Source organism: Aeromonas sp. WP2-W18-CRE-05 (assembly GCF_014168615.1).
Taxonomy (GTDB): Bacteria; Pseudomonadota; Gammaproteobacteria; order Enterobacterales; family Aeromonadaceae; genus Aeromonas; species Aeromonas caviae.
Map to the genome: position 1 here is coordinate 1,433,277 of NZ_AP021917.1, position 14,521 is coordinate 1,447,797.

14 protein-coding genes are annotated in these 14,521 nt (G+C 51.3%); 5 read left to right on the top strand and 9 right to left on the bottom strand.

The features are described 5' to 3' along the window. Positions 1-9 precede the first annotated feature (9 nt). The 5 genes from H7R73_RS06950 (at position 10) to H7R73_RS06970 (ending at position 5,895) form a co-directional block, all read left to right on the top strand. Positions 10-1,290 carry an AAA family ATPase gene (locus H7R73_RS06950; protein WP_182951581.1) on the top strand — a complete coding sequence of 427 codons (1,281 nt, stop codon included), beginning with the start codon at positions 10-12 and terminating at the stop codon, positions 1,288-1,290. After that, positions 1,287-1,895: a hypothetical protein gene (locus tag H7R73_RS06955; RefSeq protein WP_182951582.1), complete on the top strand. Its 609-nt coding sequence runs from the start codon at positions 1,287-1,289 to the stop codon at positions 1,893-1,895. The genes H7R73_RS06950 and H7R73_RS06955 overlap by 4 nt, the downstream gene beginning before the upstream one ends. 32 nt (positions 1,896-1,927) lie before the next feature. Then, positions 1,928-3,970, top strand: coding sequence for a BREX-1 system phosphatase PglZ type B (pglZ, locus tag H7R73_RS06960; protein ID WP_182951583.1), 2,043 nt, complete (start codon positions 1,928-1,930; stop codon positions 3,968-3,970). Positions 3,971-4,091: 121 nt separating this feature from the next. Continuing rightward, positions 4,092-5,254 (top strand): IS3 family transposase gene (locus tag H7R73_RS06965; RefSeq protein ID WP_103259777.1). Its coding sequence is split into 2 segments (ribosomal slippage): positions 4,092-4,347 and positions 4,347-5,254, totalling 1,164 coding nucleotides; the frame shifts between segments, so codons are not numbered across the junction. Between the two features lie 212 nt (positions 5,255-5,466). Next, positions 5,467-5,895 (top strand): hypothetical protein, encoded by a 429-nt coding sequence (locus tag H7R73_RS06970; RefSeq protein ID WP_182951584.1) that lies wholly within the window; start codon positions 5,467-5,469, stop codon positions 5,893-5,895. On the opposite strand, the gene H7R73_RS06975 is transcribed toward H7R73_RS06970, so the two are convergent. From H7R73_RS06975 to H7R73_RS07015, 9 genes are all read right to left on the bottom strand, one after another. Beyond that, positions 5,892-7,166: an IS4-like element ISApu2 family transposase gene (locus tag H7R73_RS06975; protein ID WP_011191341.1), complete on the bottom strand. Its 1,275-nt coding sequence runs from the start codon at positions 7,164-7,166 to the stop codon at positions 5,892-5,894. The genes H7R73_RS06970 and H7R73_RS06975 overlap by 4 nt on opposite strands. Positions 7,167-7,427: 261 nt before the next feature. Next, complete coding sequence (locus H7R73_RS06980; protein ID WP_182951585.1) at positions 7,428-9,284, bottom strand: DEAD/DEAH box helicase family protein; 1,857 nt, start codon at positions 9,282-9,284, stop codon at positions 7,428-7,430. A gap of 8 nt (positions 9,285-9,292) precedes the next feature. Beyond that, positions 9,293-11,422, bottom strand: a complete 2,130-nt coding sequence (locus H7R73_RS06985) for a DEAD/DEAH box helicase family protein (RefSeq protein WP_232092747.1) — start codon at positions 11,420-11,422, stop codon at positions 9,293-9,295. 31 nt (positions 11,423-11,453) lie between these two features. Further along, positions 11,454-11,951, bottom strand: coding sequence for a RadC family protein (radC, locus tag H7R73_RS06990; protein ID WP_114523250.1), 498 nt, complete (start codon positions 11,949-11,951; stop codon positions 11,454-11,456). A 71-nt stretch (positions 11,952-12,022) separates the two neighbouring features. Further along, positions 12,023-12,319: a hypothetical protein gene (locus tag H7R73_RS06995; RefSeq protein WP_123173869.1), complete on the bottom strand. Its 297-nt coding sequence runs from the start codon at positions 12,317-12,319 to the stop codon at positions 12,023-12,025. Then, positions 12,312-12,722: a hypothetical protein gene (locus H7R73_RS07000; protein WP_123173868.1), complete on the bottom strand. Its 411-nt coding sequence runs from the start codon at positions 12,720-12,722 to the stop codon at positions 12,312-12,314. Before H7R73_RS07000 ends, H7R73_RS06995 begins: the two co-directional genes overlap by 8 nt. Positions 12,723-12,731: 9 nt before the next feature. After that, positions 12,732-13,157 (bottom strand): DUF2787 domain-containing protein, encoded by a 426-nt coding sequence (locus H7R73_RS07005; protein ID WP_182951586.1) that lies wholly within the window; start codon positions 13,155-13,157, stop codon positions 12,732-12,734. A 26-nt stretch (positions 13,158-13,183) separates the two neighbouring features. Beyond that, on the bottom strand, positions 13,184-13,660 hold the full coding sequence (locus H7R73_RS07010; RefSeq protein WP_182951587.1) for a lecithin retinol acyltransferase family protein: 477 nt from the start codon (positions 13,658-13,660) through the stop codon (positions 13,184-13,186). A gap of 63 nt (positions 13,661-13,723) precedes the next feature. Further along, positions 13,724-14,512, bottom strand: coding sequence for a hypothetical protein (locus H7R73_RS07015; RefSeq protein WP_182951588.1), 789 nt, complete (start codon positions 14,510-14,512; stop codon positions 13,724-13,726). Between the last annotated feature and the right edge of the window lie 9 nt (positions 14,513-14,521).

Below are 14,521 nucleotides of genomic sequence, written 5' to 3' on the forward strand. Positions count from 1 at the left end.
GGAAGCCCTATGATCGATACGCTCAAGACGGTCAATGTTGGCCCTGCCCCTACCTTGTCGCTGGCCTTTGGCCAGCGGCTTAATCTGCTCACCGGCGATAATGGCTTGGGTAAGAGCTTTTTGCTGGATATCGCCTGGTGGGCGCTGACTCGCCGCTGGCCAGCTGAGATCAACCCTAAGCTCACCACAGGGCGTAAAGCCCTGCCCAGTGAGGTTGGGGAGGCGAGCATCAGCTTTTCATTTACCGCCAAGAGTAAACGTGAAGAGTACCAGAGTACCTTCGCCCGCCGTGAACAGAGCTGGACCGGCCGCCCCGGGCGGCCTGCCAACCCTGGCCTGGTGCTCTATGCCATGGCTGACGGGAGTTTCGCGCTGTGGGATCCGCACCGTAACTACTGGCGCACCCAGGGAGAGCTCGATATTCAAGAGCGTCTGCCCGCCTATGTCTTAAGCCCCAGTGAAGTATGGGATGGCCTGGCCAGCGGCGATGGCAGTTGGTTGTGTAATGGCCTTATTCGCGATCTGGCCAGCTGGCAAAAAGAGAAAGGGGCGGCATTTAAACACCTGAAAGCGGTGCTTAAGGCGCTCTCCCCTTCTCCTGAAGAGATCCTGACCCTGGGGGAGCTGACCCGGATCAGCCTGGATGATGCGCGGGATATCCCGACCATCCGGATGCCGTACCAAAAAGATGTGCCCGTGGTACACGCCTCATCAGGGATGCGGCGTATTTTAGCCCTAGCATATCTGTTGGTGTGGGCCTGGCAAGAGCACCAGCAGGCGGCCAAGCAATTGGGTGAACCGGTGACCCCCCAGATCACCTTCTTGATCGACGAGATTGAATCTCACCTGCACCCCAGCTGGCAGCGCAGCATAGTGCCCACCTTGCTAAGCGTCATGGGGTTGCTTGATAAACAGGCCAAGGTGCAGTTGATCACCGCGACCCATTCCCCCTTGGTGATGGCCTCGGTCGAGCCGCTGTTTGATGCCCGCCAAGATGCCTGGTTTGACCTGGATTTGGCCCAAGGCGAGGTGACGCTCACCCGGCGAGCTTTTGAGAAGCAGGGGGATGTCACCAGTTGGCTAACCAGTGACGCCTTTGACTTACCCAGTGGGCGACCCAAAGAGTACGAACAGTTGATCAAGCAGGCTTCGGCGCTCTTGGGGCAAGCGGCTCCAGATCCCCAGGCGCTCGCTACCATGTATCAGAAATTGCTGCTCGCGTTAAAGCCGACCGATGAGTTTCTGTTTCGCTGGCGTGCCATCTGCGATAAGAAGGGCTGGCCGTTATGATCCCGGTGCAATTGCAACCTGAGCCTGCCGATTTTGATGCCAGAGTGCGCCAGCCGGGGCGCGATTGGTTAGCCACTCATGGCATAGCGCTCAATGCCCCACCGCCGGATGCATCCAAGTTGCCCAACTATTGGACACACTCTAACAAGCAGTTGTGGGATACCTACAATGGTGTTTGCGCCTATCTGGCAATCTATTTTGAGTGGGTGATTGGCGCGGCCTCAACTGACCACTTTGTGGCCAAATCACAGAATGCCGGTGATGCCTATGAGTGGGATAACTACCGTCTAAGCGCCCTTGGGCCGAACCGCAATAAGAATAAGTTTGATGATGTGCTAGACCCCATCGGGTTGGCCCCTGAGACCTTTATCATCAACTTTGCCAATGGCGAGATTGCGGTCAACCATTCGCGCTATCCTGCCGGAACCGTTCATGCAGCGGATGCTGCGGCAACTATTACCCGTCTCAAGCTCGATAGCCCGGAGCATAATCAGATGCGCGCCCGGCATTATGACAACTACTTGAAAAATGACTGTTCGCTCGCTTTTTTACAACGCCACTCTCCCTTTGTTCATGGCGAGCTGATCCGCCAAGGGTTGGCTTAAGCCTTAAGACGCGAAACAGAATCGAGAATTACATGCAAGTTATCGACTATCTGGTTACTCAATTGCGCGACAGCGCGCGTTATAACTCTCAGGTGCAGGTACCGCCCGCAGTGGTGCTCTGGACCGATGAAACCCGGCAGTGGCAAGCAGCCATGCCGATTATTAAGCGCTATCTACCCGAGCTACTCGAGCTGGGGGAGTATCGACCCACCGAGCGCACCGGTCCCGCAATTTGGCTAAAGTGCATGATTGCAGGTACTGCACCAGAGCAATCCCTGTCTGCTGATGCCATCCCGATCCTCTATCTGCCCGGCGTCAGTCGCAAAGATCTGCGTGCCATCGACCAATGTTCGCTTGCCCTGCAACCCCTTGCCGAGTTGCAGTATCGCGGCTGCTGGTGGGCCTATAACACTGCAGGTCGGGATTGGAGCGTGGGCTCTTTTTTAAGTAATCCCAAAGTGGGGTTGCAGCTTGATGTCGCCAAAGATGGTAAAACTCAGCAAGCGTTGCTAGAGGTGTTGCCTGATCTGCTTGAAGCCCAGGCCGTTAGTTTGCAGGGCAAACGGTTAGAAACTAGCGATCTCTATGCGTTGGCGGGGGGCGACCCAATCCGCAATATGCTGGCTTGGCTCAATGAGCCTGAGGCCATCCAAAAGGAGTGGCAGCAGAGCAACCGCTGGCAGCACTTCTGTGGTCAGAGCCAAGATGCGTTTGGTGTTGACCCTGCCAATGCTGAGATCTCGTCGTTGTTGCCGCTGCTGTGCGATGCACAGGGACCCTGGCAAGCGGTGTGGGAGCGTTTTAGCGACACCGCCGCACACCACTCTTCATTGATTAAGGCACTGCATCAGGTGCAGCCCAGCGAATTGCTCTCTGAGCCAGCCCGCTACCCCTTTTGCAATGAGCATGAAGAGCAACGGCTGGCGCAGACGCTCACCACCTTGGTTAACGAGGAGGTAGCAACCATTCGTACCCACCTGGCGTCGCTTAACGTTGAGCATGCAGCCCGGCGTGAGTGGTTGTGGGCTGGGCTCGGGCTCTCACCCTGGGCGATGTTGCTTGATCCGTTAAGCCAGCTGAGTGAACTGACACGACAGCCACTGGGTGGGCCGGATATCGAGACCATGGCCAGCTATTACCAGGAGAAGGTATGGCAGACCGATGATCTTGCCCTGCAAGTGATGGCCTTGGCGAGCGATAGCGCTATGGAGCAGGTAGCCGCCGCGCTGCTTGGCAAACTCTATACCCCTTGGTTGGAAGCTGTGACCCTGCACTTCCAGCACTTGGTGAAGAGCCAGGGTTATCCGGGTGGCCAGGGGGTGCAAGAGCCGGTCGGAGCATACCAGGGGGCCAGTACCGTACTCTTTTTTGTCGATGGGTTGCGTCTTGATATGGGCCATCGTCTTATGCATCTTTTGGCGCAGGCTAACCTACATGCCAGCTTGAAAACCCGCTGGAGCGCACTCCCTAGTCTGACGGCGACAGCGAAAGCGGCAGTGACCCCCCTTAGCCCTTTATTAACCGGTGATCTGGAAAGCGATAAATTTGTCCCGCAATTTGCCGACAGTGGGGCTGATTTCTCGAGCCATCATTTCAAGAAAGGGTTAGCCCAAGCGGGTTGGCAATATCTGGAAGGGCACGACTGTGGTGAGCCAGAACAAGGTAAGGCTTGGGTGCAGTGTGGTGACCTGGATAATCTTGGGCACGAGCGTCAGCAGAGCCTGCCGAGATTTATCGATCATGCCTTAAAGGGGGTGGTTGAGCGGATTGTGAGTCTATTGGATGCCGGTTGGACCAGAGTACATGTGGTGACCGACCATGGCTGGTTATGGAGCCCAGAGAAGCTACCTAAAGCAGAGCTGACCAAACACATGGCAGAACTGCGCACGCCACGCTGCGCCATTTTGAAAGGTAATGGCCAGAGTGACTACCTGCAATGCCCCTGGCATTGGAACCCCGCAGTACGAGTAGTGATGGCCCCCGGGATCAGTTTGTTCCAGGCAGGGGATTACTACAATCACGGTGGTGTAAGTCTGCAAGAATGTTTAACGCCAGAGCTGATGGTTTCTAAGTAACAGAGATAAAGGTGGGAGTTGTGAGTACAACTCCCTTTATTGAGATGGCGAAGTGTAGTGGTCTAATCATCCCGGACACCATTTTAGGTGGTACAGTCGCCACCATGACTTGAGGTGTTCAATGACAAGATTACGTCGCTCATTTACTGCTGAATTCAAACTCGAAGCCGCATCCCTGGTACTCGACCAGGGATACTCTGTCCCCGAAGCCAGCCGTTCACTGGATGTCGGTGAAACCATACTTCGCCGATGGGTTCAGCAGCTTCAATCCGAACGAACCGGCACCACCCCAATCGGCAAGGCGCTGACCCCGGAGCAGCAGAAAATCCAGGAGCTGGAAGCCCGCATCAACCGGCTCGAGCGCGAAAAGGACATTCTAAAAAAGGCTACGGCTCTCTTGATGACGGACGAGTTCAAACGTACGCGCTGATAGACCGATTAAGAGAGCAAGCCCCTATCACTCTGGTCTGCTGTGCTTTCGATGTTCCAACATCCTGTTTTTACGACTATCTGGCCCGCAAGCGGACGATTAACCGTGAGCGGATGCAGCAACGCAGCGAGTTGCGCCGTTTGTTCAAAGAGAGCCGGAACTCAGCGGGCAGCCGCGCCTTGATGTCGATGATGCGAGAGCTGGGGCATCAGATTGGCCGATTCAAAGTGCGCAGTCTGATGAAGGAGGTCGGTCTGGTATCCAAGCAACCGGGCGCTCATCGCTATCAGGTCGCCCGGTCTGAACGACCGGATATTCCCAATCTGCTGGCCCGTGAATTTGATGTCCAGCAGCCCAATCAGGTGTGGTGTGGCGATATCACCTACGTCTGGGCAGGTGGTCGTTGGAATTATCTGGCGGTGGTGCTCGACCTTTATGCCCGCCGAGTCGTGGGCTGGGCGATGTCTGACAAGCCTGATGCAGAGCTGGTAATAAAAGCGCTCGAGATGGCCTATCAGCAGCGGGGTTGCCCATCAGGTGTGCTGTTTCACTCCGACCAAGGCAGCCAATATGGCAGCCGGGCATTTCGGCAGCGGCTGTGGCGCCATCGCATGACCCAGAGCATGAGTCGGCGTGGCAACTGTTGGGATAATGCACCGATGGAGCGGTTGTTCAGGAGTCTGAAGACAGAGTGGCTCCCGACAACGGGATATATGAACCTGCGGGAGGCGAAGCGGGATATCAGCTATTACCTGATGGATTACTACAACTGGCGGCGTCCACATCAACACAATGACGGGAGCGCGCCAGCAAAAGCCGAGGATCGGCCTAACCAAGTGTCCGGATTTAGTTGACCACTACAAAGAAAATAAGAAAAGATAAAAAAGTCGTTAGATTAGCCAATCTTGTCCGACATCGAGCACCGACTAGGTCGCGAAGTGTCTGGGATATTGTTGCTGCCGCGCGTCGGGTGCAACAGCCTGTGCATGCGGAGCAGGATGAATGCTCTTTGGTCATTTCCCCTGCAGAGGGGTGGCCGTACTCAAGAATGGAATCATCAGCGAGCATGGAAGATTATATTCGAATTTATTATCATCGGGATTATCTATTCAAAAAATTGAATGCCACACCAATTGTATGGGGGACTCATGATAGAAAGCCTAAAACTAAAACAACGCGACGTGAAACATTAACGCTCCTTAGAGCGAACAATGCCGAAAAATTTGCCTGGCCCACAACCACTGTTTTCACATCCAATCATTCATTGACGGAAATCAACTGGCCTAAGATTGGTATTTTACAAGCAGTTGGATATCGAGTTGGTGATAAGGGACTATTTAAAAATCAACGGCAAAATATTTTAAGTGAAGTCTATAATAGTGAATTACCATTAGTCGAAAGCCAACTTTATATGAATGAATGGGGCCCCCCTAAATCATCACAACGATTGTATAAGGTTGCATATACTATCGCATCCTCATGTACAGAACCTTAAGCGGCAAGCGAATTAATAATACCGTCTAACGTGTTGTTTTGCTTGGATTTTCTCTGCCTACTCTTTTTGCCGTTTTTGGATAAATACACCATTGCCCACTCCAACTTCTCTGTTATTTCCTGCCACGCACCATGGATGATGCTCGCCAATATCGGCATTAACCAAAGCGCGCTGTTTTTGGCAATCTTCAGCATCGATAACTCCGCGCTGCCAATCAGCGTCAGCGCCAGCCGACGTTTGACCAGCAAGGCCAGCAAACTAGCCCAGATCAAGCCTTCCGCTATCGCTTTTTGTCGTGTCGCGAACGCCTTCAACCGGTTATGTGATTTCAGCTCTTTGAACAACAGTTCGATCTGCCAACGGCAACGATACAATGCCATCACCTTCTCGGCTGGCCATCGCTCACGCGGAAGATTGGTCATCCATATACAGAACCGTTTTTCCTCTGCAAACCAACGTCTTATGAGTCGATATTTATACTTTCCCGAACTCACATCCAGATCCAGAACCTCGGCTCTGCAGCTTCTCCGATCGATATCCTTGAGCTTTTTTCCGAGTAACTTGGGCATTTCCCTGCCGTCCTGTCGGTAAGCTGCCTGTACTTTGGGATTGAGATTTTGACTCCCTCTGACCAGATAGCTTCCTTTGGCTTTGGTCACATCAGCAAAGTACTCGCGGCTGATGTAACCGGCATCCGCCAATAACAGTTTGTTATTTAACGAATTTGCGGCCGGAAGATGCTTGCGCTCCGATTCGGTATCCGCCGTGATACTCATCGATATCGGCGACTGGTCCAGCAAGGACATGGTCATATGACACTCTACCGCAGCGGGGCTGTGCTTATTGAATCGGCCCGGGAAATGTTCTGCCAATTGCGGATGTAACGCGAATGACGACCCGTCCTGCAGCAGTACCTGCTCAAAGCCTGCCAGTCCGTGGGCGTCCGGTAGACACTCCTTGAGGCGTAAGGCGATGGCTCGTTCAACCAGTGCGCGCATGAACAAGGGAAAACCCTGCTTGCGTAACTGGTTGTGAAAGGGTTTATACGCTATTTGGTCAGTATCATGGAGCTGCAACGCATTGAAATGGCGATGCAAACCAGCAATACCATCCACCTTGTCGCAACCAAGCCCTGAGAGCAGAGCCGGGAGTAGTCTCGCAGGCTGGATATCCCGGAGTCGCTGACAAAAACCGGTAAATTTACCGATCCGGTTGAGTTCAGAAGAGCTAAGAAGTTGCTTGAGGTACTGGGTTGCATTGATAATAGTCATGGCTTCGGGCGTGTCGGTTTTTTTTTGCGATTAAATCAGATCACAAACGAAGCCTTTTTTCTATCTATTTCAATTGGTTGTAGCTAAAGATCCTGTACATGATCGCATCCTTGGTTAGAAATGCGAAAAGAAAAACCAAGGCTGATATGCGACGTGCAGTGAGTGATTGGGAGGATGATCTCTCTTGGTTACGGAGTAAGTATTATGTTGATATGATGTGGGACTGGCCATCTACATAACGAACATGGCCAGACGATACAGTCAACTTTTGAAAATTGAATGTTCTTGGATTCTGCTTGTCGAGATATTTACTTCACCATTTACAGCAGACTGCATCTCTCCACGTGTAAACAAAACGATGATGGTATCATCATAGTCAATCTCTAGGGCCGCAGATAATTCAATAAGGTCATCTTCATCCATAGTGCGTTTATAGGCACTCTGTTGCCGTGATAAGTTGTACACGCTGAAAATGGTCGCCATCAATCGCTTGCTATCTGTGCTCTCACCACCACCAGGATTGACGACCTGGTTAAATATTAATGGCTTACCCTGATCAAGGGTTTTAATAAATGATAAAGTTCGTGCTTTGGCACAACTATCGGTAAAGTCATTGTAGGTGGCGCCATTGACCCACTGTGCCTTGATCCAGTTCTGATGTTCCCCTCGCAAAGCCCGACCACTTTTTATAAACGGTCCACCGTCTTTAAGATACTCATCTCGAATCAGTCTGATAGCTTCTAATTCATCGTTATCGAGTTTGTAGCCGCTAAAGTCTGGCTCAATCTCATGCAGTTTCGCGGGGACTATGCGATAACGCTCAGTTAAATAGATAAACTGGTCTGGCTGGATAGTGGTTTTTACGGAGTGCCCGACACTACTGCTAATGGTGAGGCCACGGTCAAAACCTGCGACATCATAACGTTGGCAGATATGTTCAAACTGAGCATGTAAGGCTGAAAAGTCACAGTGTTCAGATTGAGACTCAAGATGATCAAGTAATTCACTATATGCACCAACCGCATCAAGGTTAGTATAATGGATTGCCTTGGTGTTGTTATGGTAGCCACATGCTCGACCAATATTTGCCTGGACGATTGCCGCTATATTTGAGATGGTGCTATCCCAGCTGTTAATTAACTCCTCTTTCATTTTTGAGCCGAAGTTTATGCCTGCTCGAAAGCCGGCAACTGTAATAGCAATGAGTTTATCATCAAAGAGGCTGGCGCCATCATAAGCGTATTTGAAGTCTTGAATCGAGCTAATTTCATGTTCTTCGACACCAGCTAGCTTTTGGCCAATAATAAAAATCTGGTCTTCTGCAATCCCTTGCTCAAGCAGAATGGCCTTCACTGAAGCAGCTGCGCCACTTTGTACCCTAACGAGGCTCCAACCTGGGCCTTGATGTTCAAGAAATTGTCTGATGAATCGTCTTCGCAATAGCGAGTCTTGGCAAAAATCTCGCTGTGTCGGATCGAGCTTCACGATCTGATGATGCTTGTGCATGCTCCGAATACCGTGGTAGTCGGAGCTTGTTTTGTGAAATACCAGTTGAGTGTGGTACTGATGTTTTAGAATTGAGTCAGCGCCAGCGGCATAGAGAGCGCTAAAAGGAGTTGCAGAGATAAATGCAATCTTACAAGCACTATTTTCACTATCAAGGTAATTGAATACATCACTGTAGCGGACGCCATCTTGATGAGTGCCGTAATGGCACTCATCAATGATGATCAATCGTGGCAGTTGATGCTTAAACTCGGATGCCAGAGTAAGCCGGAAATTTGTGAAATTACTCACGACCATGTTAGGGCATGCAGCGAAATCAGATTTGGCCTGCTCTAACAGCGCAAGGTCAGCCATCGTGACCAAGTACAAGGTATCTTTTAACTTGCGACGATCACATAAATCACTGTCAGATAATGAATTCCGCTGCAGACAACTAAGTGCTAAGGCAATACCAGACTTTCCTGATTGCATCTCTGCCGCGATAACGACAGCTCTTGAACCATTATCGAAATGACGAAAAGCACGCTGCGCCGCATTTATCTGATGTGAGAAGGTATTACCAGATAGTACTGATTCAACTTTTTCTCTATGCCGTGTTACCTGATTGTTCATGTGATTTTTTAACTCACTGAAACGTTGCGCTGTTGCTCAGAAAATTGTGATTCATCATGGATGATTGTTTCATTTTCTGGCAGTTCATTGGCGGCAGCTTTCATACGGCTTGCCTCGGCATTATATTCCCCACGCTTATAGAGTACGAACATTGTGTCATCGTGTTCTATACCAAAATGATCACACATTTCGTGAACATCATCTTCAGTCATGACCCATTTGCTGACATTATTGCGTCGGGACATGTTATAAATACTGAAAATGGTTGCTGTAACGAGCTTTTGCTCTGTGTATTCACCAGAGCCAGGCATGACAATAGTATTGAATTCTATAGGCTCTTGCTGAGCAACTTTTTGCGTAAAATTTAGGGTCCGTTCTTTCATCGTACCCTCTTTACGTGCTTTTTCCTTGTTATCATAGGAGTCGCCATTGACCCAATGAGCTTTTATCCAATTTTTCTTGGCGCCACGCATGGCACGAGAAGACTTTACCGAAGGACCAGAATCTCTGAGTAGCTCTTCACGTAGCAATGCTATGGCCTGCAGGATTAATTTATCCTCGGTATGCTGTGTGAAGTCGTAATCAGGATCAAGCAGCTTGGCTGGCACGGCAACGTAGCTATCGGTCATGTATGTTTCAACATCACCTATGGGTCGACGCCGCTTGTTTTTGACGGTTAATCCGACATCCAAACCATTGACATTAAACTCTTGGCATACATCTTCAAAAAATTCTTTGAGACCATCAAAATCAGAGGCGGCGTGTTCACTGGTATTTTTATCAAGGTAATCCAGGATTGCCCCATAGGCTTGTGCCGCATTAAGACTTGTGAAGTGATGTGCTTCTCGATTGTCATGGTACCCACAGGCTCTGCCAATGTTAGCTTGTACCACTGCTGCGACACTGGTTACTGTACTATCCCAGGTGGCAATTAGCCGCTGTTTCATATCTTGACCAAAATTAATCCCTGCGCGACAGCCTGCTACAGTAATAGCAATGAGCTTTTCGTCAAAGTCGATGCATTCATCGAACTCTTTTTTAAATCGCTCAATGGTAGTTAATTGATCTTCTGGGACACCACTGAGATCTTTGCCAAGAATATGAACATTCTGATCTGCAAATCCTGCTTGAATAAAACCATTTTTTGCCTCCATGGCGGCACCTGGCGGCACCCTGACCAATACCCATCCAGCACCTTCATGTTGTTCAAGTAAGTTCAGTAGTTTTTCTTTAGCAGGCGAGTCATCAAGAATATTCCTCGAGTCAGAATCCAATCCTGTGACTTTATTGTAACGCAGCATTTCCCGAACACCGTAGTACTCGTTACTGGTGCGATGGAATACCAATTTGGTATTAAAATCACGCCGTAAAATTGAGTTGCGAGCTGCCTCTTCGGCTGCTTCTGCAGCTTCGATAGCCTCTTTTTCTCTGTGATTATGTTTTGCTATTTCTTCTTCGTGCTTGGCAACATCATATTCAGTCTCTGCCGCATAGAGAGCCCCAAATGGCGTCGCAGAGATAAACACTACTTTGCAATCTTTATTCTCTTTTTCGAGGTAATCAAAAACCTTGCAGTACCGAATAGCTGCTGCATTTGAGCCATAGTGGCACTCGTCGATCAGGATCAGTTTGGGCGGATTGCCTTTAAAACTTCGCTCTAAATCTTGGTCGAATCGAATGAAGTTACTCACAACAACGTTTTTGGCATCTGTCAGATCTTTTTCTGCCTGCTCTAACAATGCAACGTCAGGCATGGTTACCAAATATAGAGTGTCTTTGAGCTTAGTTCGGTCGCAGATCTCTTCATCAGTCAGTGAGAGACGCTGCAAACAACAAAGAGCGAGTGCCACACCAGACTTACCAGCTTGCATCTCAGCAGCAGTGATAACCGCTCGGACATTACCACTCAGTGCATCGAATGTTTTTTGTGCTGCGATACGTTGATGATCGTGTAATTTTTTTCCTGTGAGGATGGCATTAACTTTTTGTCGCAAAGAGTCGGCTTTGGCTGTCATGAATAGGGGATCTGCGTGGTCAATAGATAGGTCTGTTAGTTTCACACAGCTGTCTGCGGGTTCCAACTGTGAGCGAGTAAAACTCTTGTGTTCAATCAAAAAAACAAGTTTGAAGGATGCCACGGCAAGTATCCTTGCCGTGGTCTGATGGTGCTCAACAGCACCCACGCTCCGCGAGCGACACACATGTATGTGCGGTGATGATCACGTGATCTAACAGGCGTATCTCCACCAGCTGTAATACGCCTTTTAACTGCTCGGTGATCTGCAGGTCGGCTGAGCTGGGTTCCGCATAGCCTGAAGGATGGTTGTGGGCCAGTAGTACGGCTGCAGAATTATGTTTGAGTGCGCTTTTGAGAACTTCTCTGGGGTGTATAGTTGCAGCGCCTAACGTGCCCAAAAATAGCTCTTCGTAAGCCAGACACCGGTGCTGGTTATCGAGAAATAGAGCGACAAACACTTCTCGTTCCCTGGTCTGTAATATTGCTTGTAGTGCTTTTTGAGCCAAGTGTTTGTCGGTAATTGCGACACCCGTGGCCAGTTTCTGGCGAGCAATCTGATTGGCGATGGTCAACAGTTCCTCTTCGTTAAGCAGGTCGGTGACCCGATAGGTGCCGGGTTGCTCCCCGGCGATCAGTTTGTGATGCAACATGGTTAGGCTCCATACGCCATCGCCCCACCGCATTGGACGCGGCAGGCTAGGCGAAGTAGTTGGTTAATGGGTTACTGAATGGGGTGTGACAGCAGGCTTGGTTGGGAATGTTCAGGCCGCCAAGGTGTTCGGGTGTAGTCGTGCAGCGGAATGTGGTAACTGGTGGCTACTAGGGTGCCGAACTGGGTTAGCCAGCGGTGATCCGGGTGATCGCACAGCCATTGCGCCAGTCTGTCACCCCGTTCGTTTTCATAGCGTAGGTAGAGGGCGTAACCGGCTACCGGCTGGCCTTGGTCATTCACCACTTCAATCTGACCATCGTGCTCAAGGTAAGCCTCCAGCTCGATGGCGATCACGGCGTTAATCATCTTCGGTCTCCTTGTCAGGGATGGGGTCGCTCGCCACGGCATAGCCGCGATGGATGCAGATGCGCTGCAGGTCGGTCAAAAAGCTTGCCAGTACGCAAGGCTGCTCGGTGAGCGGCACCGGCCCTGCTTGGCAATGCCAGAAGCAATTGCGCTTGGGATCGATGCAGATCTCATCTCTCGGCTGACTCATGATGTGCCAGTCCTCGGCATTGGTGAGGGAGAGCAGTTGCCACTGCGCCCCGGACCAACGGACTTGCAGGGTGACGGTACGAGCTTGTTGGCTACCAGGTGTCAGGTGCAGCAGCCAGCGCTGACCACTGCGGGTGGGTGTTATCTTGGCGTTGGCGGCAACTTGTCCTAGCCACTGACGGGAGTAGTGGGAGAGAGCTAATTCATGGGGCATCGTGTCCTCCTAATCTCCTGCGACCGTGACGCTGAAGCATTCCAACCGGCAGTAGGCAATGAAGTTGCTCTGCCAGATATCGAACAACTCCCGCGCTTCGGTCAGCCGCAGCGGTCCCCAGCCCAACATGGTGTGTTCACCATCTAGAAAATTGAAATCGAGCTCCTTGCAGAGCTCGGCATCCTGCCCCAGCCCTTGATAACTGAAGTCGGTGACGTAATCGAACAGCCAACCATCGAGCCCACGGATCAAGCGGATCTCGACCGGATGCACACCTCCTTGTTCGACGCTGTAGCCGGGGTTGCGGAAGTTGAAAGTCAGTTGGGTTAAGCGCTCTAGATTGAGCTCGGTTTTAGCGGCTTCTTGGTCGAGCAGAACCAGCAATGCTTGTGCAACGGGCAGGGCAAAGCCGTCCCGGAAAAAGGGAATGGTCATGGTGTTCTCCGAATAAAGGGTTGGGGTTAGCGCAGTCGCCAGGGCAGAAGCCAGGTTGGTAGCTTGTTCGTCAGCGGTGTGAGCAGTGTGGGGAGAGTCGGCTTGGTGGTGCGAATTGGCGGCAGGGGCGTTTGTGCAATCGTGATGGCTAGCAAGACGGTACTCCACGCCTGGTCTACCTGCTCACTGTGGTGTACACCCTGGATACACCAGGTCACGAAGTGCTCGCAGTTGTTGAACTGCAGGTTGTAGGCCCGCTCTCCTAGCCGTTGATGCGCTCGCGCCAGGCTTTCGCTCGGACTGTAGTAACGGTGGCTGTATTCACGCAGGTAGCAGTCGCCATTGCCTGTAAATATCTCCAACGATGAAACAATAATCCGCCCAGTCACCGGGCCTTCACTCGAGAAAGGACCGGTATAGTGAATAACTTGGTTATTGCCCGCGTAGAGGCCGTGATGGTCGTAGCCCCATCGGCTTACGACCAGATGGTCACCAGGTTGCATGTCTGCTCCTTTTAGAAAACAAAAAGCCCGGTACGAGACCGGGCATAGCGAAGTGGAGTGGGCTCACTCGAAGGTGTAACCGGCATTTCCCCGGTCGGTATGAATAACCACCTCCAATACTCGGCACAGCGGTGTTGACTTGAGGGTGAACCGAGCTTGCTGTCCAAAGTTCATTGCAACAGGGAACACTTGCTTGATGTACTCTGGTTTTAACCGGTCTTTACTGGCGAGACAGGTGCTCCATTTCACACGACCGCTGACACAATCATCACTCGGCACTTCCCGAACCAGCTGACACTGGCCACGGTTGATGGTGATGTCTTTAATCGTGACAGGGTCATTACGAGACACAACCTGCAGTACGCCCTGTTGTGCGCGCAGTTCAAAGTTCAAGGGGGCGGCGGCTGGCTCAGGCTCTGGAGCCGGAAAGGCACAGTCGAAGGCCGCGTCCGTAGCGGCAGTTAGCGTCTCTTGTACACCCGCGACCGGCAGCTCAACGGTGCGGCCATCCTGGGTGATGGCTTGCAGCGACTTGGCTGAGCGCAGCGCGGCCCACATGTCATAGAACGCCTTACTGTCATTCCCTGCCACCATGCCGGATAGCGGGGGATAGGTATGGCCATCGATGCGTAGCCAAACGGTTTCAGTCGGTGCTTGGCCTGCTTGGTTGAGTTCGATGCGGCTAAGCTGGCCCATCCGGCACGATAGATAGAGATAGGTCGCGTCATCGACCGTTGCTGAGTACTCCGTTACCCCCTGACCCCAGCCATCGTTCCAGCGGCCATGGTCTCCAAACGCCAGCACGGCGGGCGTTAGCAGCAAGCCCAGTAGAGCTATTATCCATTGATGCATCCCACACTC

Excerpts from the sequence above, each read along its gene's own strand:
- H7R73_RS06950 (WP_182951581.1), top strand. The coding sequence starts at position 10 with ATGATCGATACGCTCAAGACGGTCAATGTTGGCCCTGCCCCTACCTTG.
- H7R73_RS06955 (WP_182951582.1), top strand. The coding sequence starts at position 1,287 with ATGATCCCGGTGCAATTGCAACCTGAGCCTGCCGATTTTGATGCCAGA.
- pglZ (WP_182951583.1), top strand. The coding sequence starts at position 1,928 with ATGCAAGTTATCGACTATCTGGTTACTCAATTGCGCGACAGCGCGCGT.
- H7R73_RS06970 (WP_182951584.1), top strand. The coding sequence starts at position 5,467 with ATGGAAGATTATATTCGAATTTATTATCATCGGGATTATCTATTCAAA.
- H7R73_RS06975 (WP_011191341.1), bottom strand. The coding sequence starts at position 7,166 with ATGACTATTATCAATGCAACCCAGTACCTCAAGCAACTTCTTAGCTCT.
- H7R73_RS06980 (WP_182951585.1), bottom strand. The coding sequence starts at position 9,284 with ATGAACAATCAGGTAACACGGCATAGAGAAAAAGTTGAATCAGTACTA.
- radC (WP_114523250.1), bottom strand. The coding sequence starts at position 11,951 with ATGTTGCATCACAAACTGATCGCCGGGGAGCAACCCGGCACCTATCGG.
- H7R73_RS06995 (WP_123173869.1), bottom strand. The coding sequence starts at position 12,319 with ATGATTAACGCCGTGATCGCCATCGAGCTGGAGGCTTACCTTGAGCAC.
- H7R73_RS07000 (WP_123173868.1), bottom strand. The coding sequence starts at position 12,722 with ATGCCCCATGAATTAGCTCTCTCCCACTACTCCCGTCAGTGGCTAGGA.
- H7R73_RS07005 (WP_182951586.1), bottom strand. The coding sequence starts at position 13,157 with ATGACCATTCCCTTTTTCCGGGACGGCTTTGCCCTGCCCGTTGCACAA.
- H7R73_RS07010 (WP_182951587.1), bottom strand. The coding sequence starts at position 13,660 with ATGCAACCTGGTGACCATCTGGTCGTAAGCCGATGGGGCTACGACCAT.
- H7R73_RS07015 (WP_182951588.1), bottom strand. The coding sequence starts at position 14,512 with ATGCATCAATGGATAATAGCTCTACTGGGCTTGCTGCTAACGCCCGCC.